The following is a 23,684-nucleotide window of genomic DNA, read 5'->3' as shown; positions in this document are numbered from 1 at the left end:
AGTTTCAAGAGAGCGGGTGAGGTTCAAGCTCAAGCCCGGACTTTCAGGGCAGCAACATCAGCATCCTTTTTTACAACGGGTGCGGCACTGGCAGGGGTGGCGTTGGGCAGATGGCGCGCGATCAACGCACGATAGCTGGCAGCGCCGAGGCAGGCACCAAGAATTGGTGCAAAAATCGGAACCAGGAAGTAGGGAATATCGCGTCCGCCGGTGAAAGCCATTTCACCCCAGCCCGCAATGAACGTCATCAGTTTAGGGCCGAAGTCCCGTGCAGGATTCATGGCAAAGCCGGTCAGCGGGGCGGTGGAGGCGCCGATCAATGCAACCAGCAAGCCAATCAACAAGGGTGCCAGGGCGCCGCGTGGCAGGCCGTTGTTGTCGTCGGTCAGCGACATGATCACCGCCATCAGGATCGCGGTAATCACAAATTCCACCAATGCCGCCTGACCGATTGAAATCGCCGGATTAGGGTAGGTGGTGAACGCCGAGGCCAGCTCGAGGCTTTCAAGCGTGCCGCGCACCATGTGGTGAGTTTGTTCGAATTCGAAGAAAAGACTCACATACAGCAAATACACCAGACCGGCACCGCAAAAGGCTCCAGCCGTTTGCGCGGCGATATAAAACGGCAGTTTGCGCTTTTCAAAACCGGCAAACAGACTCAGCGCGATGCTGACCGCCGGATTGAGGTGAGCTCCGGAAACTCCGGCGCTGAAATAGATCGCCATGCTGACCGCCAGGCCCCAGATGATGCTGATTTCCCATAAGCCGAACGTGGCACCCGCGACCTTGAGCGCCGCAACACATCCTGTGCCGAAAAAAATCATCAGGGCTGTGCCCAGAAATTCGGCCACGCATTGGCCTTTCAGCGTCGGTTGTTGTAGAGCGATTGTCATGAAGTACCTCGTTTTTTGTTTTTGTGCAGCGCCGTGTGCAATTCACCGGTGCTATCTTTTTCATCGTGTTGGCGAAACCCCATCGCCGACCGAGATTCGACCGTGGCTAGAAATATAGTTCCGATGATATTCGTAAACGAAAAAATATAGACAAGAATGAATACTGTCAAAGGTCGAATGTGAACCATAGGCCATATTGTGACCAAAGGGCTGAAGCGGGTTGCGATTTGTGGCGCATGAGGCGTCCTTGAGCAGTCATCACCCAGGATTCAGGCGCTGATCAAGACGCGCTGACGGCGGATCGCTTAAAGTAGCGGCCTGAATCGATCTGCCCGCCACCCTGGAGTGCTGCATGACCCCCGCACTGGATCTGCTGAAAAAAGTTCGCGCCGAACATCGTGTCCACAGTTACGAACATGACCCGAAAGCGGCATCGTATGGCCTGGAGGCCGCAGAAAAGCTTGGGCTGAATCCGCAGCAGGTCTTCAAGACGCTGCTGGCGAGTACGGAAAAGGGCGAGTTGCTGGTGGCGGTGGTCCCGGTGGTCGGAACGCTGGATCTCAAGGCGCTGGCCCATGCGGCGGGTGCCAAGAAGGCGGAAATGGCCGATCCTGCCGCCGCTCAGCGTTCGACCGGCTACTTGCTTGGCGGGATCAGCCCGTTAGGCCAGAAGAAGCGTTTGCGCACATTCATCGACCAAAGCGCCGAGGCATTCGCAACGATTTACGTCAGCGCCGGACGGCGCGGGCTGGAGGTCGAGCTGGCGCCAGCGGTGCTTGCCGAGCAGACCAAGGCGATTTTCGCGCCGGTTGGGCGTAGCTGACTGGTGGTGCGAGCTTGCTCGCGAAGGCAATTCCTGACGCGCTAACCTGCTGGTGATGTAACTACCTCTTCGCGAGCAAGCTCGCTCCCACACAGTCTGCACAGGTAGTGCGTCTCCAGTCTGTCAGCTCAAGCCAGCGCTCTGCGCGGAAATACTCCCCGCCGCCGGAAACACCACCAGGTGTTCAGCCGCGACGCGAATCCCGACTTCTTCACCTGCGAGGTAATCAGCATGGCTCGGAAAGATCGCCTCCAACTGGCTGCCGGTGGAAAGTTGCAAGCGGTAGAGCGTTGATGCGCCCTGGAATGTCTTGCTGGTTACCCGCGCCTTGAGCGCACTGTCCCGGTCATAAACGATATCGTCCGGGCGCAGCAATACATCGACGGCGCTGCCTTTGATTGAGGGATACGCACGGTTGCCTTGCAACACGCCCAGTTCGGTTTGCACCGATTGTGGGTCGACCATCAGGCCACGAATGAAATAGCCCTGGCCAATGAAGCTGGCAACGAACGGCGTAAGGGGTTCGTGATACAGGTTGTAGGGCGTATCCCACTGCTCAAGACGACCTTCCTTGAAGACCCCGACATGATCGCTGACCGCAAACGCCTCTTCCTGATCGTGCGTGACCAGAATCGCACTGGTGCCGCGCGCCTTGAGGATGTCGCGAACTTCATGGCTCAACCGGCGCCGCAATTCCCCATCCAGGTTGGAGAACGGTTCATCGAGCAATAACAACTGCGGCTCGGGCGCCAATGCACGCGCGAGGGCGACGCGCTGTTGCTGGCCGCCGGACAACTCATGGGGATGACGCTTGCCCAGTGCGCCGAGGTTGACCAGTTCCAGCAGTTCTTCGGTTACCTGCTTGAGACGCGGATGTTTGCGAATGCCAAACGCGATGTTCTCGGCGACGCTCAGGTGTGGGAACAACGCGTAGTCCTGGAAGACCATGCCGATGCGGCGCTTCTCCGGCGCAAGGGTAAAACCCGGTCGGGAAATGGCTTCCCCGGCGAGGGTGATTTCCCCTTCATGCACCGGTTCAAAGCCGGCAATGGCGCGCAGGGTCGTGGTCTTGCCACAGCCGGAAGAACCCAACAGGCAGCCGATATCGCCGGCGTTCAGGTGCAGATTGAGATTCTGCACCACCCGTTGATCCTGATAGCCGCATGCCAGATTGCGCAGATTCAGCAGAAGCGGCTGGCTCATTCTGGCTGGCAGGATGGCGCGACAAGAAATTCGAGCAAGGCTTTCTGCGCGTGCAGACGATTTTCCGCCTGATCCCACGCCACGGCGCGCGGATCGTCGAGCAAATCGACGCTGATTTCTTCGCCTCGGTGTGCGGGCAGGCAATGCATGAACAGTACGTCTTCGGCAGCCAGGTCCAGCAGTTCCCGGGTCACCTGGAATGGACGGAACTGCGCGATGCGCTTGGCGGTTTCTTCTTCCTGGCCCATGGAGGTCCAGACGTCCGTGCTGACCAGATGCGCGCCAGCGACGGCTTCGCGAGGATCGCGCACCACCGTTACCCGCTCGCCGGCCAGGGCCAGGAATTCAGCGTTGGGTTCATAACCGGCGGGGCAGGCAACCCGCAGCTGAAAGTCGAACTGAATCGCCGCTTCTATATAGCTGTTGCACATGTTGTTGCCATCGCCGATCCAGGCGACTGTCTTGCCTTTGATCGAGCCGCGATGCTCCAGGAAGGTCTGCATATCGGCCAGCAATTGGCACGGGTGTAAATCGTCAGACAAACCGTTGATGACCGGGACGCGAGAGTTGGCTGCGAACTCGAGCAGATTGCTGTGGGCAAACGTACGAATCATCACCACGTCGAGCATGCTCGAAAGCACGCGTGCGGCGTCGCCAATGGGTTCACCACGGCCCAATTGAGTGTCACGAGGCGACAAAAAGATCGCCTGGCCACCCAACTGGATCATGCCGGCTTCAAAGGAAACACGGGTACGTGTCGATGATTTTTCGAAAACCATCCCCAGCACCCGGCTTTTCAGTGGCTCGTAAAGCACGCTGCGATTTCGCAGCTCCTTGAGCTCCACGCCGCGTCGAATCAGGCGCACGAGCTCTTCCGGCTGGTAGTCCATCATCGAGAGAAAGTGCCTGGCGTTCATCATTAACTACCTTTTTGCAACAGACCGCAGATGCTCAAAGCCGGGTTTTATCGGGAAAACGGGCGAGATCTACGGCGGAGGCCGCACGAGGCGGCGAATAGGAAAGGCGCGATGGTATAAAAAAATGTCGCCTCTTACCAATAGCGGCATTGATTTATAAGCCTTTAGCAATGTTTTGAAACATGCTTGGGCCGATCGTGAGCCGTTGTGGGATTGTCAGCGTCGGCTAGACTCTTTACATCCTCACGAGGATTTCACCCTGCTGGAAGCGGGGAAGCACATTTGTACACCGACCTCACGAGCCAATGCAATTGCTGCCGACCCCAGCGTTGTTATGCGTAGCATATGCGACCTGCTTCACGTGGCTGACACGTCGCCCGTTTCATTACGTTTCATAAAATGCCGCGCTGAGTTATAAATGGCTGGCGCGCAATCAAGAGGCTCGGGGAATGGATTCAAAAGAACATCAACTGACGGAGTTGCTCGGTCTCACGGCCCGCACCCTCACACATCTCACAGCTTCCATGACTTCAATGTCATTCGAGCTGCTGCGCAGCGAAGACGAAGTGACCCGCTCTGCCGGTCGTCGCATGATCGACCGTATGGCGACCATCAGCTCCGGTCTGGATGAACACTGGCGCCTGATCGGCGAACTGACCGGCGTTCATGTGGCTCAGGAACAGATCGAAACCGTTCACGAAATCCAGCTGCAACGCAAGATCACGCCCATCGGCGGCTGATCCTCCGTCCCATCGGCGCGCCTGATGCCCGCCGATTCACGGGATGAACGACTCTGGCGAACTCGCCTGCCACGCCCCATAGTTTGGTTTGCTCGATCAGTTCAGATCGCGACGACAAAAATATGAGGCTGGCGATGACCAAGACCCTCCACCACCGTGCCTGTCACCTGTGTGAAGCCATTTGCGGCCTCACCATCGAAACCACTTCGACTGCGGAGTCTGGAACGCAAATCACCTCGATCAAGGGTGATGCGCTGGACACATTCAGTCGCGGGCATATCTGCCCCAAAGCGGTGGCATTGCAGGATATCCAGAATGACCCGGACCGACTGCGCCAGCCGATGCAGCGCATTGGCGATCAATGGCAGCCGATCAGCTGGCACGACGCGTTCGAGCTGGTGGCCGAGCGTCTGCTGTCCATTCAGCAGCGGCATGGGCAAAACGCCGTGGCGGTGTATCAGGGCAATCCCAGCGTGCATAACTATGGGTTGATGACGCACAGTAATTATTTTCTCGGCCTGCTCAAGACCCGCAATCGTTACTCCGCGACTTCCGTGGATCAACTGCCGCATCACCTCACCAGTTTCCTGATGTACGGCCACGGGTTGCTGCTGCCGATCCCCGACATCGATCACACCGATTTCATGCTGATCCTGGGTGGCAATCCACTGGCTTCCAACGGCAGCATCATGACCGTTCCGGATGTGGAAAAACGTCTGAAAGCGATCCAGGCTCGCGGCGGCAAAGTGGTGGTGGTCGATCCCCGGCGCAGCGAAACGGCGGCGATTGCCGATCAACATATGTTCGTTCGGCCTGGCGGCGACGCGGCCTTGCTGTTCGGTCTGCTCAATACACTGTTCGAGGAAGGTCTGACCCGCGTCAGCCATCTTCCAGTGGACGGCCTGGATGAAGTACGCCAGGCGATTGCTGCGATGACGGCCGAAGCGATGAGCCCGCGTTGTGGTGTCCCTGCGCAGCAAATCCGGCAACTGGCGCGGGATTTTGCCGCAGCCGACAAAGCCGTGTGTTACGGGCGCATGGGCATATCCACGCAAGTGTTCGGCACCTTGTGCCATTGGCTGGTGCAGTTGATCAATCTGGTCAGCGGCAATCTTGATCAAACCGGCGGCGCCTTGTGCACCGAACCGGCAGTGGATCTGGTCAGTACGACGTCCGGTGGGCATTTCAATCAGTGGCAGAGCCGGGTTTCCGGTCTTCCTGAATACGCTGGCGAGTTGCCGGTATCGGCGCTGGCCGAAGAAATCCTCAGCGAAGGGGAAGGGCAGGTCAAAGCGTTGATCACCGTGGCGGGCAATCCGGTGCTGTCGACACCCAATGGCCGCCAGCTGGATCAGGCGCTGGACGGGCTTGAGTTCATGCTCAGCATCGATTTGTACATCAACGAAACCACGCGCCACGCCGACTTGATCCTGCCTTCAACGTCGGCGCTGGAAAACGATCATTACGACACGACGTTCAACATGTTCGCCGTGCGCAACGTGACCCGTTTCAATCGGGCGATTCTCGAAAAACCGGCAGGCGCCTTGCATGACTGGGAAATCTTTGTCGGCCTGGCCAAGGCTTTTGCTGCCAGGGCCGGACGCGAGTTGAAACCGACCATGGCTCCGGCACAGATGATCGATCGGGGTTTGCGTGGCGGATTGTATGGCGACGCGTCGCAATACCAGCTGTCCGTGGATCGCCTGCTTGATCATCCCCATGGCGTGGACCTTGGCGCGCTGAAGCCGAACCTGGCGTCACGCTTGAAAACTGCGAATGGGCACATTCAGGCCGCGCCCGAGGTGATCATGGCTGATCTTGCGCGTTTCGCCGCCGCCAGCGCCCCAGTCGTCGGCGAATTGTTGCTGATCGGTCGCCGTCATGTGCGCAGTAATAATTCCTGGATGCACAACTATCACCGGCTGGTGAAAGGCAAGCCGCGCCATCAGTTGTTCATGCATCCCGACGACCTTGCCAGTCGTGGGCTGAGCGATGGACAGCAAGTGCGCGTCAGTTCCCGGGTGGGTGTCATTGAAGTGCAGGTGCTGGCCAGTCTCGACATGATGCCGGGCGTGGTCAGCCTGCCTCACGGTTGGGGTCATGCACGGCCTGGCGTACAAATGGGCATCGCGCAAAGCCAGCCTGGCGTCAGCGCCAACGACTTGACCGATGAGCGGCAGCTCGACAGCCTGTCCGGCAATGCGGTGTTGAACGGGGTTTGTGTGCAGGTTGCTGCTGCCTGAGGGCAGGGAAGGCTGAGCGTCCTGCTCGGGATTCCGTTACAATGCGCCACCGTGTCGACAACTGAGTCGGAAAAAGTTAAGCCGAGGTGCTCCATGGATATCATCGAAACGATTAAAGAGCAGATTGCCAACAACACCGTTCTGCTTTACATGAAAGGCTCTCCGAATGCCCCGCAGTGCGGTTTTTCGTCGAAGGCTTCCCAGGCATTAATGGCATGCGGCGAGAAATTCGCGTATGTCGATATCCTGCAGAACCCGGAAATCCGCGCCAACCTGCCAAAGTACGCCAACTGGCCGACTTTCCCACAACTGTGGGTAGCAGGCGAACTGGTTGGTGGTAGCGACATCATCACCGAAATGATGGCTGATGGCTCGCTGCCAACGCTGGTCAAGGAAGCAACCACCAAAGCTGCGGCCAGCAAGACCGAAGCTTGATAGAACCTGTTGGCGGGTATTTCACTCGCCAACCGCAGGACCGGCTTCAGCCAGGAGTGGGTTCTCCCGGCTGAAGCCGGTCCTGCAACAAAAAGCCCCGCTCTCGTTAGAGACGCGGGGCTTTTTTGTATCGGTCGATCAGGCTGTTCAGTCGCCCATTTGCGACTGCAGGTAGTTTTCAATCCCTACCTTGTCGATCAGACCGAGCTGGGTTTCGAGCCAGTCAATGTGCTCTTCCTCGGATTCGAGAATGTCTTCCAGCAGTTCGCGGCTGCCGAAGTCGCCAACCACTTCAAAGTGCGCAATGGCAGCCTTGAGGTCGGCCAAGCCTTTTTGCTCTATCTTCAGATCGCACTCAAGCATTTCCTTGGTGTGTTCGCCGATCAGGATCTTGCCCAGCTCTTGCAGATTAGGCAGGCCTTCAAGGAACAGGATGCGCTTGATCAGCTTGTCAGCGTGTTTCATCTCGTCGATGGATTCGTGATACTCGTGCGCACCCAGCTTTTTCAGACCCCAATCTTCGTACATGCGGGCATGCAGGAAGTATTGATTGATCGCGACCAGCTCGTTTCCGAGGATCCTGTTGAGATGCTGGATGACTGTAATGTCGCCTTTCATGTTCGAGGTCCTGCCAATGGCTTGTGTCTATAAAAAGCAAGTTTGAGCCGCAGTTATAACTCTGTCAAACCTAAGTTATTGAATACTAAGTGAAAATAAATAGTAATAAGAATGTTTGTGTTCCGCATCTTGGTCCTAAGCGTTTGAATTACAGGCATAAAAAAACCGGACACTGGGTCCGGTTCTTTGAATTCGTTTGATCAGGCGACTGAAAATTCTGCGGGGTAAGCCAGCGAGGGCTTGCTGATTTGCAGTTCGCTGAGCGTATTACGCACGACTTCCTTGGCGAGGCACGCGCATTTCCCACATTGGCTGGCTACGCCCAGGGTTTGGCGGACGTCGCGATAACTGCAGCAGCCCTCGAGAATTGCATCCCGGATTTGACCGTCAGTAACACCTTGGCAGAGGCAGACATACATAAGTGAGAACCGTCGCTGTTCATTGCTCGATGCGGAGGATACTAATGTTAATGAGAATGCTTGTCAAAACTCTTTGAGAGACTTTCGCGCACCACCGATGAATGGTAAATCACGGAATATGCTTAGCGTTGAATGGCCTAAGGCTTATATCGCGGCGAAAAAAAACCGGCCTGTAAAAGGCCGGTTTTTCTCAAGCAGACAACGACTCAGTCGTTGAAGTCTTCCCAGCCGCCCATCTGTTTCCAGCGATTGACGATGCCGCAGAACAAGTCAGCGGTCTTCTCGGTGTCGTAGCGAGCCGAGTGCGCCTCGCGGCCGTCAAAGTCGATGCCGGCCGCCTGACAGGCCTTGGCGAGCACGGTCTGGCCGTAGGCAAGTCCGGCCAGTGTCGCGGTATCAAAACTGGAAAACGGGTGGAACGGATTGCGCTTCATGTCCAGCCGCGCCACGGCGGCATTGAGGAAGCCCAGGTCAAAGCTGGCATTGTGTCCGACCAGCACCGCGCGCTTGCAGCCATTGGCCTTGAGCGCCTTGCGCACGCCACGGAAAATGTCGGTCAGGGCAGTTTCTTCACTGACGGCCATGCGCAGCGGATGGTCGAGTTTGATTCCGGTGAATTCCAGCGCTGCCGCTTCGATGTTCGCGCCCACGAAAGGCTCGACCCGAAAGAAGTAGGTGTGCTCCGGGAAGACAAAGCCCTTTTCGTCCATGCCGATGGTGACCGCTGCGATTTCCAGCAGGGCATCGGTGGCGCAGTTGAAACCACCGGTTTCAACGTCGATGACGACAGGCAGATAGCCACGGAAACGGGCAGCCATCGGGTGACGCGAGCCGCCTCCGCCGTGACCTTCCTGTTCGTCGTCGAAATGATCTTCACTCACGTGTGTGTCTCCAGCAGGCGCCAGCGCAGTTTTTCACCGGCACGCAGGGGTATTACGGACAGCTCGCCAAACGGCAGACTGGTGGGCGCGGTCCATTCATCACGGACCAGCGTTATGGTGTCTTGGTGAACCGGCAGGCCGTAGAAGGCCGGGCCGTGGAGGCTGGCAAATCCCTCCAGTTTGTCCAGGGCATTGCGCTGCTCGAAGGCCTCGGCGTACATCTCGATCGCCGCGTAAGCGGTGTAGCAACCGGCGCAACCGCAGGCAGCTTCCTTGGCATGCTGGGCATGAGGTGCGGAGTCGGTGCCCAGGAAGAACTTGGTGCTGCCGCTTGTTGCGGCATCCAGCAAAGCACTCTGGTGCGTGTTGCGCTTGAGAATCGGCAGGCAATAGAAGTGCGGACGGATGCCGCCGACCAGCATGTGGTTGCGGTTGTAGAGCAAGTGGTGGGCAGTGATCGTCGCCCCGACATTCTCGGAAGCCTGATTGACGAACTGCACGGCCTCGGCGGTGGTGATGTGTTCGAACACCACTTTGAGCGTCGGGAAACGCTCGACGACGCGGGTCAGTTGTTCATCAATGAACATCTTCTCGCGGTCGAACACGTCGATTTCGCCCCGGGTCACTTCGCCATGCACTAACAGTGGCATGCCGACTTCGGCCATGGCCTCAAGCGCCGGGAAGATCTTGTCGATGCTGGTCACGCCGGAATCGGAGTTGGTGGTCGCGCCGGCCGGGTACAGCTTGGCCGCGTGAACGAAGCCACACGCCTTGGCCGAGCGGATATCTTCCGGCTGGGTCAGGTCGGTGAGGTACAGCACCATCAAAGGCTCGAAACGGCTGCCGGCCGGACGTGCCGCGAGGATGCGCTGGCGATAAGCGTCAGCTTCCTGTGCATTGCGTACGGGTGGCACGAGGTTCGGCATGATGATTGCGCGACCAAAAGTGCGCGCAACGTCGGCAACGGTGTGAGGCAAAACAGCTCCATCGCGGAGGTGAATGTGCCAGTCGTCGGGACGCAGGAGGGTCAGGCGGTCAGACATTGGGGATTCCAGGCGGGTCAAACTCGCTGGGAATGCTACCGGAAAAGACTCTCTCAGGCACTCGCTATCAAGTTTTGTAGGAAGTTACCGATAGCCAGTTGTAGGAAGCCATTTTTTGGTAACGCCGTATTTTTTTGTGGAGCCTCCCGTGCGCCAGCGATATTTAGCCTTGCTCAGCCTTTTCGCCAGCCTGCCGGCGATGGCTATTACTTTCCAGACGCGTCTGGAAAGTATCGAGTGGAAGGTCGAAGGCGATCAGTTCGAGTGTCGTCTGAGCCAACCCATCACCGATTTCGGTGCGGGCGAGTTCGTGCGCCGGGCGGGTGAGCAAGCGATCTTCCGCATCAAGGCGTCCGGGGCAATGATGGGCCCAGGCTCCGCGACTCTGCTGGCTGCCGCTGCGCCCTGGCAGCCGGGACGCGGCGATATCAATCTGGGCTCGGTTCGGGTCAGCAACGGCGGCTTTCCCTTCAACAGCTCTCAGGTGCAGGCCGGGCGGTTGATCAATGGTTTGATGGACGGCCGCAGCCCGGTCATCCGGCATTATTCCCGTGACGGCGGCACCATGGAAGTGCGCTTGCTGCCGGTCAAGTTCAACAAAGCGTTCAGTGACTATCAAATGTGTGTCACCAAGCTGTTGCCGATGAACTTCGACCAGGTCAAGCAGGCCGAGGTCGGCTTCCCCGGTGGCGGTATCGAACTCGACACCCGTGCCAAGTCACAGCTGCAAACGGTAGTGGCTTATCTGAAGGCTGACCCAACGGTCAATCACATCGAGCTAGACGGACACTCCGACAACAGTGGCAATCGCCTGACCAACCGTGACCTTTCCCGACGTCGCGCATTGGCGGTGATGGATTTCCTCAAGGCCCAGGGCGTTCCAGAAGAGCAGATCACCTTGCGCTTCCATGGCGAGCGTTACCCGCTGGCGCCGAACACCAATAACGCCAACCGCGCCCGCAATCGCCGGGTGAACATTCATCTGGAGCGGGTTACTCCCGACGAGAAGCCCGCGCCCGTTGCCTCGGCAGGCAGCGCAGCCAGCACTTCCTGATCGAGCGAGATTCGTCGCGCCCTCGACATAAACTGTCGCTTCATCGTCAGAAGCTGTCGCGCCACTGTAAAACGCTGCCCATGAGCGGTAGAATCCCGGGTTTTCCGTACAACCCGGTGGAGTGATGGCATGGCGGACGTAAACAAGGTAGTTCTCGCGTATTCCGGTGGCCTGGATACTTCGGTAATCCTCAAGTGGCTGCAAGATACGTACAACTGCGAAGTGGTGACTTTTACCGCTGACCTGGGTCAGGGCGAAGAAGTCGAACCCGCACGTGCCAAGGCTAAAGCCATGGGCGTGAAAGAAATCTACATCGACGATCTGCGCGAAGAGTTCGTGCGTGATTTCGTATTCCCGATGTTCCGTGCCAACACCGTCTACGAAGGCGAGTACCTGCTGGGTACTTCCATCGCTCGCCCGCTGATCGCCAAGCGCTTGATTGAAATCGCCAACGAAACCGGCGCTGACGCCATTTCCCACGGCGCGACGGGCAAAGGTAACGATCAGGTTCGCTTCGAACTGGGTGCTTACGCGCTCAAACCAGGCGTCAAAGTGATTGCCCCTTGGCGTGAATGGGATTTGCTGTCCCGTGAAAAGCTGATGGACTACGCCGAGAAGCACTCGATCCCGATCGAACGTCACGGCAAGAAGAAATCACCGTACTCCATGGACGCCAACCTGCTGCACATTTCCTATGAAGGCGGCGTTCTGGAAGACACCTGGACCGAGCACGAAGAAGACATGTGGCGGTGGACCAAGTCCCCGGAGGACGCACCGAATGTTGCGACCTACCTGGAACTGACCTATCGCAATGGCGACATCGTCGCGCTCGACGGCGTTGAAATGACACCTGCCACCGTGCTGGCTACGCTAAACCGCATCGGCGGCGAAAACGGCATTGGTCGTCTGGATATCGTTGAAAACCGCTATGTGGGCATGAAATCCCGTGGCTGCTACGAGACGCCAGGCGGCACCATCATGCTGCGCGCTCACCGCGCCATCGAGTCGATCACCCTGGATCGCGAAGTCGCTCACTTGAAAGACGAGCTGATGCCCAAGTACGCCAGCCTGATCTACACCGGCTACTGGTGGAGCCCTGAGCGTCTGATGCTGCAACAGATGATCGATGCCTCCCAGGCTCATGTGAACGGTGTCGTGCGTCTGAAGCTGTATAAGGGCAACGTGATCGTGACCGGTCGCAAGTCCGACGAGTCGCTGTTCGATGCCAATATCGCGACATTCGAAGATGATGCCGGTGCCTACGACCAGGCTGACGCAGCAGGCTTCATCAAGCTCAACGCCCTGCGCATGCGTATCGCGGCCAACAAAGGCAGAAAGCTGTTCTGACCTGACGTAAAAAATGCAGCACCTTGAACGGGTGCTGCATTTGAAATTCTTACTGAGCGGCATCGTATTCCTCAGGCTAGCGTGTTGTTACCAAGGCGCTGACTATCCGGTTTTTTTGCTTGAGGCCTTTCCATAAGGTCGTCTGTTCTCCTGTGCTTGCAGGCTGGCCCCGAGCGCCGGTTTGACGAACGCGAGCAAATCCTCCGTTCTCTTGCTATAGCGCTTTAACAGCGTCATCAGTCTTTTTTCGAATTCCAGCTCCTTGATAAGCTCAGGATTATTCTTGAGGTCTTCAAGGCGTTGCAGGTTTTCGTCCAGCGCACGCTCTGCGTCGCGGTAATCTTTTAGTTTTGACATGATATTTTCCGTCGTCTGTCCTTGGGCTGGATTGAGTCATGTAAAAAGCAGTTTTCATAAACGTTTTGTCCTTTGTTGATTTCGTTAAACATTAGCTCTTTTTTTTTGGAGCGTATTTGTTGCGTCTGCAACATTTGAAGGTTGGGCCAGTACAGTAGATTGATTGAAGTGCTTGATTACACAGTGTTTAAATGCTTTCGCTTTTCTGGCATGGATCAAGCTGTCAGCTTAATTGTATTATTCCTACAAAATCCATCGCTTAAGTCTGTTGGTTTTTGTCCGTCTGCGGCGGGCTACATGACGTTTTCCTACAGCTATATTCTTCTTTGCTGAAACTCAGGTTCAACGCCATTGCCTCTTTCGAAGTGTTGCTTTGAGAGGGCGGCGGTTCAGGATTGTTCTCGTCTTCAAGGCGCAAGTGTTTCAGTTCCGTGGGCGTGTATAGCACTTTATTGTTAAAATTCAATGTCAGAAAAAATAACACTACCAAGGTTGAAGGGAAGGCGATCAGAAACCAGATATATATCTGGCGGTTTTCGTCATCCAGGTAAGGCAGTACCGTGGTCGCTGATGCTTCAGATAAAGCTGCAAATGCCGCAATGACGCTGATGGGGTTTACAATCCGGTTTAAACGTTTCATTTTTGTTCCTTTCAGGTACGGGGATAAGTACGCCGATAGGCGATAGAGAACGTTTAATCAGATTGAATTTTTTTTCGCAATATCCGAAAAGGGGTCAAGAGTCGAGAGCTATCCCTTTCGATCCGGGCGAAGGTAAAAGCGGGGAGGCGTGCGGCGGCGCAAGAGCCGCTTGCCGGGGAGCTGGGTTGTTCAGGGCGTAAGGCCGGTACTGACGGGGTGTCGGCTGTCATTGCGATCAGATGGGTACCGGCCATAGGTTGGGCGCGAGCGAGGCTCAGGGAATGTCGCCGTCTTCCCTCTGCTGAAACTCGAATCGATAAGCCTTGCCTATATCCCAAACCTGCCGCACGGTCAGATCAAGCAAGCGAGCGATTTCCACCGCCGTATAACCCAGGCTGGAGTAATGCATGGCATGACCCGCGACCAGATCATCTATCTCCATGGGGTCTTGTAATGCTTCGCGCTTGATTTCGCAGATAGGTCGGCTGAACGCTATTTTTATACCGTGTTCGAATGCCAGCTGTTTTATGTCTTTCCTGTTCATCCTCAGTGAATATTGAAGCGCAGACATTCCTGCGCCTTTGGCGACCAGATCTTTGAGGAGATGAACTTTGCTGTTTTGCTCCTGAGCCTCATCCGGGGTGTCGGCGGAGGCAGGGGTAGATCGCGGCGGCGAAACATTCCCTTCCTTTATGACATCAATCACACCGCCTTCAGCGACGAATCGTTCGACGGCTGCGGTCAGGTCCATGGTACTTCGCTGATCGGGAGAGCGGTGGGTAGTCTTGTTATTCATGGTATATCCTTTTTTGAACATGGTTATACACATGGCCAATTCAAAATGAATCTACAGGCCGGACCCAGGTCTGTCAGTGTTGAGCAGTGTCTGATTGACCTTGCCTGCACTGTTCGAGTCCCTTCAGTTACTTTTGAATGGGATCCATACAATAAAAAATCTAATAATAGGGAGTCAAAGTGACATTGCCTCATAGGCGGTTACTCAATTAATTCAGCATGCTTCACGCTAAGATTAGTGAGTTGGTTGTTAAAAAAGTAACGACTGGTAATAGATTTTGCAAGTAAAAATGGACGCTTTACATGAATTGATTTGGCTTGGGGCACGGTGTCTTACATGCTTTTATTTGGCGTCTGTGAGTTTTGTAGTACATTTCCTCTTTAAGTAGAGGAGTATGGCGTCAGGTAGCAATATAGTATTAGCTATATGTCGGATGAGCGGTTTTAAACCCTTTGAGAGCGCTGCGTAGTGATGCTTTGGGTGATTAGATAGTTTGGCAATAAATAGTTATGCATCTGTCGCGCTGTGTATTTGATAACAGCAGAGCTCCGTTGTCGGGTGATAGCCGGTTCAGGACGGGCGAAGCCAAGGTGCTCCCGTTGATTGGGATTTGTCCGAAATGTTTGTAGGAAATCTCCTGAAATATATATATCTACAAAAACAGTGCTGCAATATGTGTAGTTTTTCAACAGAGGCGACGGGCGGTTTTGAGGTAATTATGTGTGCAACATTTTCTGGCTCTGGTCTCTGGCGTCCTCATCGATACCACATATCATGACTAGACAAAGAATACGCGGCCGCAGGCAGGCGCAATGAGATTACCGTACGCAGGGTGACGTGTTCGATCCGGCGGTGTTTAAACCCGGGGTTGAATGGGGTTGGTCTGTTTATTCGTCCATCGATCCCGCCAGCGTCCCGGTAATCCGACGCAAGAAATCGATCTGAAAGTAGTGGCGAGACGCTATCTAGCCTGGGGTCATCTTAAGTCCGCCGGATGCGTAGGAGTGAACCGTGGTTTGAATGAGAAATATTCATCGGTTTCCGTTGCGTCCGGTTCATTAATCATAAGAGGTGGCAGGTCCAATGCTTGTTTTGACTGTAACGATTGTCCTTGCGCTGCAATGCTCTATCCCGGTCTTTTTCGGGATGAACTATTCGTCAATTGTCAGGGAGGATATATTTTGAAAAAATTCTGGAATGCCGTAATGCGGCTGAATTTTGTAGGACTATTCTGTTGTAAGTGTACGAATGGTCTTTGGCTGTTAGTCCTAAGGGGTGAGCGCCATGCAAAGCACTAAACGACTAGGCTATTGTGCTGACTCTGAAAATTCGAATAGCGAAAAATGGACTGCCCATGAATAAAGTGCTGATCGTGGATGATCATCCCGTCATTCGCCTTGCCGTACGTATGCTGATGGAGCGTCATGGCTATGAGGTCATCGCCGAGACGGACAACGGCGTGGACGCCCTGCAGTTGGCACGCGAGCATTTGCCCGACATCGTGATTCTCGACATTGGAATTCCCAAGCTCGACGGGCTTGAAGTCATCGCTCGTTTATCGGCGATGACGCTGCCCTTCAAGGTGCTGATACTCACCTCGCAGGCGCCCGGGCATTTTTCCATGCGCTGCATGCAGGCTGGCGCGGCGGGCTACGTCTGCAAACAGCAGGATTTGACCGAACTGCTGAGCGCTATCAAGGCGGTATTGTCCGGTTACAGCTATTTCCCGAACCAGGCGCTGCACACCGTTCGTTCGAGCATGGGTAACGCCAGTGAGGCCGATATGGTCGATCGTCTTTCCGGGCGGGAAATGATGGTCTTGCAACAGCTCGCCAGGGGGAAAACCAATAAGGAGATAGCCGACGGTATGTTTCTGAGCAATAAAACTGTCAGTACTTACAAGACACGCCTGCTGATGAAGCTCAATGCTCACTCATTGGTGGACTTGATTGAGTTGGCCCAGCGCAACGGGTTGGTCTGAGACCCTATAGCCTCTCGAGCATGAGAGGCTTTGGCGGCCCGGGTGTAGCGATTCCTGCATGGCGCGTTGCGTCTTCGGTCTTAAAGATCGAAGTCGTAATCCGCCAATTGCTTTTGCAGTCGCCGCTCTTCCAGCAGGTTATCGATGGTGCGACGTTTGCTCAGGTTGGTCTTTGCCTGCTCGGCGGGCGTAGGCTCGGCCTCGTCCGACTCGACGGCAACAAAGTCGTCGTCTACGTCTATTTGCTCTTTGTCAGTGCTCATGAAGTTGACTCCAGGCTTGGGGCATTCATGGCGCACCTTATAGCGACAAAGCGGGAGCGGGTAAAAAAGATTTTTTCAATCGATCAGCCGCTGAAACCTCTATCGCTCAATCGTCCGAGGTTTTGTATTTGTAATCGCACAGGTCTTCGATTCGGCAACTGCCGCAGCGGGGCTTGCGTGCCTGGCAAACATAACGGCCATGCAGGATCAGCCAATGGTGGGCGTCGAGCAGATAATCTTTTGGTACGAATTTCATCAGTTGCTTCTCGACTTCGACCACGTTCTTGCCGGGGGCGATACCGGTTCGATTACTGACGCGGAAAATATGCGTATCCACTGCCATTGCGATCTGGCGAAACGCAGTATTGAGCACCACGTTGGCGGTCTTGCGACCCACGCCCGGCAGGGCTTCCAGCGCCTCGCGGTTTTCCGGCACCTGGCCGCCGTGCAGCTCAACGAGCATTCGGCAGGTCTCTATGACATTTTTGGCTTTGCTGTTGTAGAGGCCGATGGTCTTGATGTACTCGGACAAACCTTCGACACCCAGGTCGTATATCGCCTGCGGCGTATTGGCAACCGGGTAGAGGCGGCCCGTGGCCTTGTTGACGCTGACGTCCGTAGCCTGCGCTGACAGAATCACCGAAATCAACAGCTCGAACGGCGACGCGTAGGCCAGTTCGGTTTTCGGGTCCGGATTGTCTTGGTGGAGTCTGCGGAAAATTTCCAGGCGTTTCGCGGCATTCATGTACGGAGTGTTTCCCTGGAGGCCTGTGCCTCGTTAAATACGGGTGTCTTTTCGGCGCAGCCGTAGCGCGTTGGCCACGGCGAGCACAAGGCCTAGAAGGATAAAGCCTCCTGGAGCAAGAACTGCAAGATGAAGGCCGGACGCTGACGCAAATAGGTCAATCTGCCATCTTGATGCGCTGCTGCCAAACAACCATTGTGCGTTGCTCAACAGCGAGGCCTGACCTAGCAGTTCTCGAACCGCTCCGAGCAACATGAATGTCGCGCCGTAGTAACCGCTCAGGCGTAGCAAGCCCCGGGCGCTGCCGTGCTGGTCAGTTTCGGTACTCGATAACAGCAGACACTGAACACCGATGAGCGGCAAGTAAATGCCCAGCGCTTGATATAGCTCGAGGGCGTGCGCTTGCAGCAGCAGTCCGGCGATAGTGACCAGGGTGGCAGCAATTGTTGCGCCGATCAGCAATCGGGTAGTTGAGCGCAGCAGTGGCGCGATGGTCTTCATCAGAACGAAGTAGAGCAATCCGACCGATCCCAGCACCAACAGGAATCCCACGGATTTAACCAGCGTGTCGCTAACGCCGATCATAGGCGCGAGGCTCAAGGGGCCAATCAGCATGAACAGAACCGGGCGATTGCTGGGGTTCAAGGCCGTTCTCCTGTCAGGTTGGGCAGCAAGCGGGTTTTCTCGGTATCGAAGTAGCGCAACGTCTCGCGGATCGCGTCGATGGCGCCTCGCGAAGTCATGGTCGCGCCGGCGATTTGATCGAAGGTCCCGCCATCCTGTTTCAGTTTCCAGCCTGCATCATCCGGGTTGCTCAACGATTTGCCGAGAAAACCATTGAGCCACTGCGGTTCGGAGACTATCCGCCCGCCCAGTCCGGCTGTCTCGGCGTGACTCAGCACCTTGATTCCATTCAGCCTGCCATCCACCGACACGCCAATCAGCAGTTCTATCGGACCTGCATAACCTTGCCCTCGACTGTGAAAAATGATCGCCACGGGGCGGCTTTCCTGCGTCGCCAGAAAACCTTCGAGTACGGCCGAATCTGGCGTGCGACCGGGCAACTCCAGGGGCTGTTGCAATGGCTGGTTGTCATAACTTCGTGCAGGAATGACATCGAGCAACACCTGATTGCGCAGCGCATCCCGGCTCGCCCGGATGGCTGGCGCAGAAGTTTTCTCAAGCACCATCGTGACGCCGACGCTCAGGCATATGACGACTACGAGCAGTAGCCCGGCAAGTGGCCTGGAGAGCGGTTTCATGAATGTTCACCGGGCGTCGCTGGCGATGCGGTCAGGCGCTCCAGTGCCGGCACGGCGAGGTTCATCAGCAGTACCGCGAATGCAACACCGTCCGGGTAAGCACCCCAGGTGCGAATGACATAGATAATCAGGCCGGTGCCGACACCGAAAAGCAGGCGCGCCCTGGGATTGTCCGGCCCGGAAACCGGCTCGGTGACAATGAAAAACGCGCCGAGCATTGTCGCGCCGGTGAACCAGTGAAACAGCGGCGAGCCGTTGGAGTCAGACCCCGAACCGTTCCAGCACAGCAAACTGATCAAGAACAGGCTACCGAGCATGCCAACCGGCGCGTGCCAGCCGATCAGGCGACGTTGCAACAGCAGCGCCCCGCCAGCGAGGAAAGCCAGGTTGACCCATTCCACGCCGCGCCCGCCCAGGCTGCCGAACGCCGGACTGCGCGCGAAGAGTTCGTCGACGGTGAAACTCTTGTTGATGCGAAGTACATCGAGTGCGGTCGCCTGAGACCAGGCATCCGGGTTTGATAGGCCGCTGAGGTCGAGACCGAAGATGTGCTGCAGGCCACCCGCCAGGCTCAGGCCGTGCGTCGCGGGCCAGTGGTTCATCTGTTGGGGGAACGAAACAAGTACGAAGGCATAGCCCAGCATCGCCGGATTGAAAGGGTTATTGCCGATGCCGCCATATAAATGTTTGCCAAACAGCAGCGCAAATCCGCTGGCCAGCGCAGTCACCCACCAAGGTGAATAGGGCGGCAGCGCCAACGCCAGAAGGGTTGCACTCACCAAAGCGCTGTAATCATTGAGTGTCGGCAGCAGCGCTTGCCTGCGCAGGGCGAGCACGGCAGCTTCGACCAGCAGCGCTGCACCCGCCGCTATCAGCCAGGTGATCAATACGCCCCAACCGAAGAACCAGAAGAGGGTCAATGCCCCCGGCAGTGCGGCAATCAGCACCCACAGCATGGTTTTTTGCAGGCGCTCGTTCACCTGTTCCAGGTGGAGGGCGTTATCAGGCGTTCGCACGAGTATCCATCAATGCAGATGAGGGCTGCATTGCCGAATCAAGCGCCACCTCGGCTGTGTGCAGTGCTGTTTGCAGGGTTGCCAGTTGCTCGGCGGTGGCCTGAGCTGACAACGCTTTGTTGTAGGCGGCGCGGGCCATGGCCAATTGAATTTTTGCCCGTTTCAGGCTGCTGTCGTCGCGCGGGGCTACCGGCGTTTGCGCCGGCACGGGTGTCCGATCCTGCAGGCTCGCCAGCGCTTGCTCGGCGGCTTCGAACTCTTTTTGCATCTCCACCAGCTGCGCAGCCTGCTCGGCGATAGGCGGATGACCGAAAGCCTTGAGGGATTTGTTCAGCTGCGCCCGGCTCATGGCCAGGGTGCTGCGCGCTTTTTTCAGCGCATCTTCGGTTGTTGCCAGTTTTTGCGCGCGGATACGTTCGATAGCAGATTGCAGCGGACTCTCAAGGGTGTCTGGCTGCGCTACAGGCTTTTGCGCGCGGGCCAGCCGTTCCGCGTGACGCTGTTGCTCTTCGTGGCGCAGGCGAGCGTTGCGGGCTTCGAAGCGATGGCGGGCGTGATTGCGTTTGCGCGTTCGGGCCTGGGTTTGCTGTTCGGTCACTGCAAGGCCGCCGACAATCGGGATTACCCCCGTGAGCGGCAGGGGGAGCATATCGATGCAGTCCACCGGGCAAGGCGCCACACACAGATCGCAGCCTGTGCATTCGTCGACGATGACGGTGTGCATCATCTTTGCCGCGCCAAGAATTGCATCCACCGGACAGGCCTGAATGCACTTGGTGCAGCCAATGCACTCCGCCTCGCGGATGAACGCAACTTGCGGCGGGGCCGGGCCGCGTTCGGTGTCCAGCGCCAGAATCGGCACCTTGAGCAGCTGCGCCAGGGCCGCGATGGTTTCTTCGCCGCCGGGAGGGCATTTATTGATTGCTTCGCCGTCGACGATACCCTGCGCATAGGGCTTGCAACCCGGATGGCCACATTTGCCGCACTGGGTTTGCGGCAGCAGCGCGTCGATGCGTTGAATGAGAGTCATGGTTTGACCAGTCCGCTGAAACCAAGAAAGGCCAGCCCCATCAGACCAGCGCCAATCAGTTGGATGGGCAGACCTTGAAAGGGTGTGGGAATGAATTGCTGTCGCAGTCGTCCGGTCAGGTCGTCGAACAGGCTCAACACCAGCCAGAATCCCAATCCGCCTCCCAGACTCAACGCGACTGCATGGATCAACCCTTTATCCGGCTCGGTGCCAAGTACCATCAGCCCGAGTACGCCGGCGTTACCGATCAGCAGCAGATGCAGGCCATCCAGTGGCAAACGTGGAAATATTCGGCCGAGGGCCCGCAACGTTGGATTGATCAGCAGCACAACTGTAGGCAGGAACACGAACAGCGACAAAAAACCGAAGCCCTTGGGCAGCAAGACGTACCGGTAAACCCCGTAGCCAACCAGACTGCTTACCAACATCAGACTGAGTGTGGCGATGCCCAATGCATGCACGCGAGCACGGGTATTCGCCGTCTGCACGGAGGTGGCCAGTACCGGATCGACAGCAATCGGCTGCTGCAACACGAAGTTGTTGACCAGTGCGGCGCTGATGAAGATAAGGATGAAGTCGGTCATGTGCTTGCCGGATGTGCGAACAGGCTGAAGAGCCTTTCTAAAGGGTAGACAGTATCTGGCAAGAAACCGGTTCGTTTCGTTGGACGTTGCCGCAAAGCCTGGCGGGATATCGCCCGTTGTCCAGACTTCGCGCTGTCGCGCGACAAGCGCCAGCCCCGTTGGAGCGGTGCTTGCCCGCGAAGAACGATAACGCGGTGGATGGGTCACCGAGGCGCCTGATTCGCGGGCAAGCCTCACTCCAACGAATCGCACTTCAATTCGAATGACTCTTACTTGATACGCTGACCCGGCTTTGCGCCGCTGTCAGGGCTGAGCAAGTAGATTTCTTCGCCGCCAGGGCCCGCTGCCATCACCATGCCTTCCGATATGCCGAAACGCATTTTGCGCGGCTTCAGGTTGGCGATCATCATGGTCAGGCGACCTTCCAGCTCGGAAGGGTTCGGGTACGCGCTCTTGATGCCCGAGAACACGTTGCGTTGCTCGTCACCGATATCCAGCGTCAGGCGCAGCAGTTTGTCGGCACCTTCCACATGTTCAGCCTTGAGGATCAAGGCAACCCGCAGGTCAACGGCCGCAAAGGCATCGAACTCGATCTCGGCCGCCAGTGGCTCCTTGGTCAGCTCGCCGTTGCCTGCTGGTGCGGCATCGGTTTCGGTAGCGCTGGTGCTCAGGTCTTCTTTCGAGGCTGCGGTCATGGCTTCGACTTTTGCCGGATCGATGCGCGTCATCAGGGCCTGGAACGGATTGAGCTGATGATTGCTCAGCAGCGTCTGGTGGTCGTCCCAGGTCAGCGGCGCAACATTGAGGAATTTTTCCGCATCGGCGGCCAGCAACGGCAGCACCGGTTTGAGGAAAATCACCAATTGCCGGAACAGATTGACGCCCAGCGCACAGACAGCCTGGACTTCATCCTGTTTGCCTTCCTGCTTGGCCAGCGACCACGGCGCCTTTTCGGCGATATAGGCGTTGGCGCGGTCGGCCAGACCCATGATTTCACGCATGGCGCGGGCGAAATCACGGGCTTCGTAAGCTTCGGCGATACCTGGCGCAGCAGTCAGGAACGCATCGGTCAGCTCGGGTTCCGGATTGCCGGCCACCAGCACACCCGCGTTGCCTTTATGAATGAAGCCTGCGCAACGGCTGGCAATGTTGACGACTTTGCCGATCAGGTCCGAGTTGACCTTCTGTACGAAATCTTCCAGGTTCAGGTCCAGATCGTCGACACCTTTGCCCAGTTTGGCTGCGTAGTAATAACGTAGGTATTCCGGCGACAGGTGTTCCAGATAGGTCCGGGCCTTGATGAAGGTGCCACGGGATTTGGACATTTTCTGACCGTTTACCGTGACGTAGCCGTGCACGTTGATACCGGTCGGCTTGCGCAGGCCAGCACCTTCGAGCATCGCCGGCCAGAACAGGGCGTGGAAGTTGACGATGTCCTTGCCGATGAAATGGTAAAGCTCGGTCGTGGAATCCTTGGCCCAGTACGCGTCGAAGTCCAGGTCCGGACGGCGCGCGCACAGGTTCTTGAAGCTGGCCATGTAGCCGATAGGCGCATCCAGCCAGACATAGAAGTACTTGCCCGGCTCATCCGGAATCTCGAAGCCGAAGTACGGCGCGTCGCGGGAGATATCCCACTGCTGCAAGCCGGCATCCAGCCATTCGGCGATCTTGTTGGCCACGGCATCCTGCAAGGAGCCGCTGCGGGTCCAGCTTTTCAGCATGGCGTCGAACGCAGGCAGATCGAAGAAGAAATGCTTGGATTCTTTCAGCACCGGAATCGCGCCGGAAATAGCTGAGCGCGGGTTTTTCAGGTCGGTCGGTGCGTAAGTGGCGCCGCATTTTTCGCAGTTGTCGCCGTACTGGTCCTCAGTGCCACATTTCGGGCACGTGCCCTTGATGAAGCGATCGGCCAGGAACATCTTTTTTTCCGGGTCGAAATACTGGGTGATCGAACGCGTTGCGATATGCCCGGCATCGCGCAGGCGCTTGTAGATCATGCTCGACAGCTCGCGGTTTTCGTCCGAGTGCGTCGAGTGGAAGTTATCGAAGTCGACCAGGAAATCGTTGAAGTCCGCGCTGTGCTCGGCCTTGACGTTGTCGATCAACTGTTCCGGGGTGATGCCTTCTTTTTCGGCGCGCAACATGATTGCCGAGCCGTGAGCGTCGTCCGCGCAGACATAAATGCACTGATTGCCGCGATGCTTCTGGAAGCGCACCCACATATCAGTCTGGATGTACTCAAGCATATGGCCAAGATGGATGGATCCATTGGCATAGGGCAGGGCGCTGGTGACGAGAATCTTGCGTGGCTCGGACATGGGGCTCGGCTACTTGAAGTGAAACGGAGGTCGACCACTATAACGGTCTGGCCAACTTTTTTCACCCCGCGCAGAT

The 23,684-nt window shown here is 56.7% G+C and carries 25 protein-coding genes; 7 read left to right on the top strand and 18 right to left on the bottom strand.

Annotated elements, in window-relative coordinates; translation table 11 throughout:
* Window positions 1-29 precede the first annotated feature (29 nt).
* Complete coding sequence (locus AABC73_RS22745) at window positions 30-893, bottom strand: MIP/aquaporin family protein (RefSeq protein WP_331150336.1); 864 nt, start codon at window positions 891-893, stop codon at window positions 30-32.
* A gap of 352 nt (window positions 894-1,245) precedes the next feature.
* Here AABC73_RS22745 and ybaK point away from each other — a divergent pair, with 352 nt between their 5' ends.
* A complete protein-coding gene (gene ybaK, locus AABC73_RS22740) occupies window positions 1,246-1,716 on the top strand; it encodes a Cys-tRNA(Pro) deacylase (protein WP_331150337.1) in 471 nt (156 codons plus the stop codon).
* Window positions 1,717-1,839: 123 nt separating this feature from the next.
* Here the strand turns inward: ybaK and AABC73_RS22735 are convergent, their stop codons facing one another.
* Window positions 1,840-2,919 (bottom strand): ABC transporter ATP-binding protein, encoded by a 1,080-nt coding sequence (locus AABC73_RS22735; RefSeq protein WP_341521062.1) that lies wholly within the window; start codon window positions 2,917-2,919, stop codon window positions 1,840-1,842.
* Window positions 2,916-3,836, bottom strand: coding sequence for an ornithine carbamoyltransferase (gene argF / locus AABC73_RS22730; RefSeq protein WP_341521061.1), 921 nt, complete (start codon window positions 3,834-3,836; stop codon window positions 2,916-2,918). The genes AABC73_RS22735 and argF overlap by 4 nt, the downstream gene beginning before the upstream one ends.
* A 449-nt stretch (window positions 3,837-4,285) precedes the next feature.
* On the opposite strand from argF, the gene AABC73_RS22725 reads away from it, so the two are divergent.
* The 3 genes from AABC73_RS22725 to grxD all read left to right on the top strand — a co-directional run bounded on the left by AABC73_RS22725 (window position 4,286) and on the right by grxD (window position 7,254).
* Window positions 4,286-4,576, top strand: a complete 291-nt coding sequence (locus AABC73_RS22725) for a hypothetical protein (protein WP_065835418.1) — start codon at window positions 4,286-4,288, stop codon at window positions 4,574-4,576.
* A 134-nt stretch (window positions 4,577-4,710) separates the two neighbouring features.
* Window positions 4,711-6,819, top strand: coding sequence for a molybdopterin oxidoreductase family protein (locus AABC73_RS22720; RefSeq protein WP_341521060.1), 2,109 nt, complete (start codon window positions 4,711-4,713; stop codon window positions 6,817-6,819).
* 93 nt (window positions 6,820-6,912) lie between these two features.
* Entirely contained in the window at window positions 6,913-7,254 is a 342-nt protein-coding gene (grxD, locus tag AABC73_RS22715) for a Grx4 family monothiol glutaredoxin (protein ID WP_341521059.1), read from the top strand.
* 147 nt (window positions 7,255-7,401) lie between these two features.
* Here the strand turns inward: grxD and bfr are convergent, their stop codons facing one another.
* The 4 genes from bfr to pyrC all read right to left on the bottom strand — a co-directional run bounded on the left by bfr (window position 7,402) and on the right by pyrC (window position 10,215).
* A complete protein-coding gene (bfr, locus tag AABC73_RS22710) occupies window positions 7,402-7,872 on the bottom strand; it encodes a bacterioferritin (RefSeq protein WP_020288938.1) in 471 nt (156 codons plus the stop codon).
* Between the two features lie 200 nt (window positions 7,873-8,072).
* Window positions 8,073-8,291, bottom strand: coding sequence for a bacterioferritin-associated ferredoxin (locus tag AABC73_RS22705; RefSeq protein ID WP_341521058.1), 219 nt, complete (start codon window positions 8,289-8,291; stop codon window positions 8,073-8,075).
* Window positions 8,292-8,497: 206 nt separating this feature from the next.
* Window positions 8,498-9,172: a ribonuclease T gene (rnt, locus tag AABC73_RS22700; protein ID WP_065835415.1), complete on the bottom strand. Its 675-nt coding sequence runs from the start codon at window positions 9,170-9,172 to the stop codon at window positions 8,498-8,500.
* Complete coding sequence (gene pyrC / locus AABC73_RS22695) at window positions 9,169-10,215, bottom strand: dihydroorotase (protein WP_341521057.1); 1,047 nt, start codon at window positions 10,213-10,215, stop codon at window positions 9,169-9,171. Before pyrC ends, rnt begins: the two co-directional genes overlap by 4 nt.
* 148 nt (window positions 10,216-10,363) lie before the next feature.
* Here pyrC and AABC73_RS22690 point away from each other — a divergent pair, with 148 nt between their 5' ends.
* A complete protein-coding gene (locus tag AABC73_RS22690) occupies window positions 10,364-11,269 on the top strand; it encodes an OmpA family protein (RefSeq protein WP_341521056.1) in 906 nt (301 codons plus the stop codon).
* A gap of 129 nt (window positions 11,270-11,398) precedes the next feature.
* Entirely contained in the window at window positions 11,399-12,616 is a 1,218-nt protein-coding gene (locus tag AABC73_RS22685) for an argininosuccinate synthase (protein WP_020288943.1), read from the top strand.
* Between the two features lie 102 nt (window positions 12,617-12,718).
* Here the strand turns inward: AABC73_RS22685 and AABC73_RS22680 are convergent, their stop codons facing one another.
* From AABC73_RS22680 to AABC73_RS22670, 3 genes are all read right to left on the bottom strand, one after another.
* The gene (locus AABC73_RS22680) at window positions 12,719-12,973 is read right to left on the bottom strand and encodes a hypothetical protein (protein ID WP_341521055.1); all 255 of its coding nucleotides are present in this window, start codon (window positions 12,971-12,973) and stop codon (window positions 12,719-12,721) included.
* 259 nt (window positions 12,974-13,232) lie between these two features.
* Window positions 13,233-13,613, bottom strand: coding sequence for a hypothetical protein (locus tag AABC73_RS22675; RefSeq protein ID WP_341521054.1), 381 nt, complete (start codon window positions 13,611-13,613; stop codon window positions 13,233-13,235).
* 274 nt (window positions 13,614-13,887) lie between these two features.
* Entirely contained in the window at window positions 13,888-14,409 is a 522-nt protein-coding gene (locus AABC73_RS22670; protein WP_341521053.1) for a hypothetical protein, read from the bottom strand.
* 1,354 nt (window positions 14,410-15,763) lie between these two features.
* On the opposite strand from AABC73_RS22670, the gene AABC73_RS22665 reads away from it, so the two are divergent.
* The gene (locus AABC73_RS22665) at window positions 15,764-16,390 is read left to right on the top strand and encodes a response regulator transcription factor (RefSeq protein WP_020288947.1); all 627 of its coding nucleotides are present in this window, start codon (window positions 15,764-15,766) and stop codon (window positions 16,388-16,390) included.
* An 80-nt stretch (window positions 16,391-16,470) separates the two neighbouring features.
* On the opposite strand, the gene AABC73_RS22660 is transcribed toward AABC73_RS22665, so the two are convergent.
* From AABC73_RS22660 to metG, 8 genes are all read right to left on the bottom strand, one after another.
* A complete protein-coding gene (locus AABC73_RS22660) occupies window positions 16,471-16,653 on the bottom strand; it encodes a hypothetical protein (RefSeq protein ID WP_341521052.1) in 183 nt (60 codons plus the stop codon).
* Between the two features lie 106 nt (window positions 16,654-16,759).
* A complete protein-coding gene (gene nth, locus AABC73_RS22655; RefSeq protein ID WP_341521051.1) occupies window positions 16,760-17,398 on the bottom strand; it encodes an endonuclease III in 639 nt (212 codons plus the stop codon).
* Window positions 17,399-17,431: 33 nt separating this feature from the next.
* Entirely contained in the window at window positions 17,432-18,013 is a 582-nt protein-coding gene (locus tag AABC73_RS22650) for an Rnf-Nqr domain containing protein (protein ID WP_341521050.1), read from the bottom strand.
* Window positions 18,014-18,039: 26 nt separating this feature from the next.
* Window positions 18,040-18,660: an RnfABCDGE type electron transport complex subunit G gene (locus tag AABC73_RS22645; RefSeq protein WP_341521049.1), complete on the bottom strand. Its 621-nt coding sequence runs from the start codon at window positions 18,658-18,660 to the stop codon at window positions 18,040-18,042.
* Window positions 18,657-19,676, bottom strand: coding sequence for an RnfABCDGE type electron transport complex subunit D (locus AABC73_RS22640; protein ID WP_341521048.1), 1,020 nt, complete (start codon window positions 19,674-19,676; stop codon window positions 18,657-18,659). The genes AABC73_RS22645 and AABC73_RS22640 overlap by 4 nt, the downstream gene beginning before the upstream one ends.
* The gene (rsxB, locus tag AABC73_RS22635; protein WP_341521047.1) at window positions 19,663-20,706 is read right to left on the bottom strand and encodes an electron transport complex subunit RsxB; all 1,044 of its coding nucleotides are present in this window, start codon (window positions 20,704-20,706) and stop codon (window positions 19,663-19,665) included. Before rsxB ends, AABC73_RS22640 begins: the two co-directional genes overlap by 14 nt.
* Complete coding sequence (locus AABC73_RS22630; RefSeq protein WP_341521046.1) at window positions 20,703-21,290, bottom strand: Rnf-Nqr domain containing protein; 588 nt, start codon at window positions 21,288-21,290, stop codon at window positions 20,703-20,705. Before AABC73_RS22630 ends, rsxB begins: the two co-directional genes overlap by 4 nt.
* A 269-nt stretch (window positions 21,291-21,559) precedes the next feature.
* Entirely contained in the window at window positions 21,560-23,608 is a 2,049-nt protein-coding gene (gene metG, locus AABC73_RS22625) for a methionine--tRNA ligase (protein WP_341521045.1), read from the bottom strand.
* Window positions 23,609-23,684 lie beyond the last annotated feature (76 nt).

Origin of the sequence: Pseudomonas sp. G.S.17 (genome assembly GCF_038096165.1) — a bacterium.
Classification (GTDB): Bacteria; Pseudomonadota; Gammaproteobacteria; order Pseudomonadales; family Pseudomonadaceae; genus Aquipseudomonas.
Note: the sequence above shows the minus strand (reverse complement) of the source record. Positions and strands in the feature narration are given on the sequence as shown.